Genomic DNA, 3,230 nt, shown 5'->3' with positions numbered 1-3,230 from the left:
CAACCCAGGCTTGTCGGGGACAATAGATGCAGCGTCGACCGGCCGTGCAGATGTTTATACCCTCTCCACAGAGAGCAAGGACGGTACTCGGATACCCGTCACGCTGTTCTTGCCCCCTGCGACTCGACCGTGTGGTGTCGTCGTGCAGGTTTACGGCGCCTACGGGATCAGCCTCGAAGGGCCATTCGACCCGTTTACCGATGACCTCATGTCTCGTGGGATCGCAGTCGCCTACTGCCATGTTCGCGGCGGCGGTGAGAATGGGCCCGAGTGGCACAGACAAGCATGGGGCATCCATCGGGAGCGCTCGATCGAGGACCTCTTCGCAGGGCTCTCTCTGCTTCAAAATCACCCCGCGATCGCCGCTGATCGCATCGTGCTCAGCGCCGCCAGCGCAGGCTGTCTCATTGCCGCCACAGCGTGTCTCCGCGAACCGACGCGACTTCGAGGGCTGCAACTTGTGCACCCGTTCCTCGATCCGGTCACGGCTCTCATGAATTCGGGGGCACGCCTCACGACGACGGACTGGACAGAGTTCGGAGACCCCCGTAACGATGACGAAGTCAAGACAGTCTTGGAACAGCTCTCGCCTATCCGAATCGTTGCCAAGATGCCGCACCGGAGCCAACGACTGCCGAGTGCCTGGATTCGAGGAGCTCGCTGCGACGCCCGCGTAGACACCGATGCGGTTGAACGATTCAGCCGGCTCTACCGTTCCGCGTCATGCGCTACTGAACCTGGTCATGTGACGTGTCGCATCATCGAGGGCGGCCACCTCGGCGGCTCAAGCGCAAATCAGGCATATGAGGAAAACCTGTTGTCCCACGCGTGGCTCATCGATACGCTCGCAGCGCGCAGTCCCGGAATGGCTGCCTGGCGGTCGAACGACATTTAAGCACCGCGGAGGACCAATAAGCATCTGACTCTCACAACGACCTCGAAGGACCCATGAGTACCTCAGAACTCACCTCGTTCAACGACGACCAAACCCCAGCGCACGCACCGAGAGTACCGCTACGAAGCGGTATCGCGCTGCTGTGGTCGTACGCTCGGCCACATCTGCGCACCCTTGTCATCGGCGTCCTGCTTGGACTGTTCGCAACCGCGGTCAACTTAGCGACCCCGATGGTCACCAAGTGGGTGCTGGACTCTCTCGGCGCACGTCTCGAGCTCACCCGGCCGATCATCCTTCTCGTGCTGCTGCTGATCGTGGGGATAGTCGCGACTCTCGCTCAGAGCGTGCTGCTCGGCAGGCTCTCAGAGCACATCGTGCTCGATGCCCGCCGCGACCTCATCCAACAGTTCTTCCTCGCGAAGCTGGAACAGATACAGCGCTTCCGAACCGGCGAACTGGTCACTCGCGTTACCAGCGACACGGTGTTGCTGCGCGAGGCGACCACAACCAGTGTGGTCCAGCTCATCAACGGCTTCGTGTCACTCATCGGCACCATCGCGCTCATGGCCGTTCTCGACATGCCGCTGTTGCTGACCATGCTCATTGCGTTGCTGGTCGTCGGAGGGTTATTCGGTGTGCTGGTGCCACAGATCGGGAAGGCCGACAAGAGCGCCCAAGATGCCATTGGCGAACTCGGTGCAACACTCGAAGGAGGCATTCGCGCACTCCGGACGGTGAAAACAAGCCAAGCTGAGACCCGAGAAATCGTGCGAGTGAACGAGAAAGCCGAAGAGTCAGCACGCTACTCGGTCCATTCAGTTTGGTATTCGGCCCTGGCATCCACGGTTGCGGGCGGTGGGATGCAGCTCTCGATCATCATTATTCTCGGTCTCGGCGCTGGGCGCGTCTCGCTCGGGGAGTTGGCCGTCTCCACCCTCGTCGCCTTCCTGCTGTATGCCTTCAACATCATCGACCCGATCACAACCCTCGCGAGCGTATTCTCGACCCTGCAAACAGGACTTGCCGCAGCCGCGCGCATCCGCGAAACCGAACACCTCGAACTCGAAGACACCACAAGCCGTCCCAGCGGCTCTTCACCACCCTCGCCCAAGTCAGGCGCGCCCGCGCTCGCACTCCGAGACGTGACCGCGGGCTATGCTGATGCGGACCACCCGGCGCTCCACGCAGTTACCCTTGAGGTTCCCCACGTCGGCCACGTCGCTCTCGTTGGCCCCTCTGGCGCAGGCAAAACCACGGTGTTCTCGCTGTTGCTCCGGCTCATTGACCCAGCGGCCGGTCGACTTGAACTCGACGGTATCCCCTACGACCAATTGAGCATCGAAGACGTGCGCGCCCGAATCGCTTACGTTGAACAGGAAACGCCGATCATCCCCGGCACTGTACGCGAAAATGTGCTCTTTCGCGCGCAAGATGACGCTGCCGACGTTGAGGCGTGGGAAGCGCTGACAGCAGTGCGGCTAGATACGAAGATCCGCTCGCTCGATGGCGATCTGGACGCCAATGTCGCCGATACGAGCCTGTCCGGCGGAGAACGTCAGCGCCTTGCTGTTGCACGCGCACTAGTACGTCGACCCGATGTGTTGCTACTTGATGAAGCCACCGCACAGCTCGATGGGATCACCGAAGCCGCTATTCAACGGGTTATCTCTGAGGCTGCCCGGACCGGAGCGGTGGTCACAATCGCTCACCGGCTCTCCACTGTCCTTGACGCCGACCGGATCGTCCTACTTGACCAAGGACGAGTCCGCGATGTCGGATCTCATTGTGAACTCCTCGCAAGAGACACCCTCTACCAGGAATTTGTCGCTGCACTTCGCATCCACACCGAGCCGCACGACACCTCAACCGGCACGACACTCAATATCCTTCCGAATTGGACGCAGGCTACGACTCGTAGTAGCGCCGAGGAACTCTAAGCTGCTGTTGCAGACTGTATGCGGGCCGCCAACGTTGGGGCCGGTGCGGTGGCGCTCCTGCTCCACCTGAGGGATCTGCCGTTCGTCCACTCCCGGGCACGCTCCTGCTCGGCGCACTTGGTCTCAATACGCTGGACGGCGTCGCCTGCGGGAAGATGGTGGAGTTCATCGGCCTCTGCGGTCGGCCCCGCTCCCGGACTTGTGCGACGCGATCACGCGAGGAGATTCCCGGTACGTTCTTCACGGGCGACCCGGCGACGGCTGGCCATCTCAGACCAGCTGCCGCGTCCGGAACCACCGGTGCGACCGACGTCGCCGAATTTGTCGGAGACCACGAGCAGCGGACGATTGGCCTGCGCTTCGTCCTTGAAGGGCAGCACATCGCCGGGTTCGCTCAG

The 3,230-nt window shown here is 61.7% G+C and carries 3 protein-coding genes; 2 read left to right on the top strand and 1 reads right to left on the bottom strand.

All coding sequences use genetic code 11. The features are described from left to right. A partial coding sequence (locus AAFP05_RS09530) for a prolyl oligopeptidase family serine peptidase (RefSeq protein ID WP_341729627.1) occupies window positions 1-895 on the top strand: 895 nt, incomplete at its 5' end. Between the two features lie 53 nt (window positions 896-948). Next, on the top strand, window positions 949-2,832 hold the full coding sequence (locus AAFP05_RS09525) for an ABC transporter ATP-binding protein (RefSeq protein ID WP_341729626.1): 1,884 nt from the start codon (window positions 949-951) through the stop codon (window positions 2,830-2,832). A gap of 212 nt (window positions 2,833-3,044) precedes the next feature. Here the strand turns inward: AAFP05_RS09525 and AAFP05_RS09520 are convergent. Further along, window positions 3,045-3,230, bottom strand: a 186-nt coding sequence (locus tag AAFP05_RS09520; RefSeq protein ID WP_341729625.1) for a hypothetical protein, incomplete at its 5' end; no start/stop codon positions are given.

The organism is Brooklawnia sp. (assembly GCF_032229645.1).
Lineage (GTDB): Bacteria > Actinomycetota > Actinomycetes > Propionibacteriales > Propionibacteriaceae > Brooklawnia.
This window is presented reverse-complemented; position numbering and strand designations above follow the sequence as displayed.

What these genes read in the sequence shown, in the direction of transcription:
- AAFP05_RS09525 (WP_341729626.1), top strand. Translation starts at nt 949, where the DNA reads ATGAGTACCTCAGAACTCACCTCGTTCAACGACGACCAAACCCCAGCG.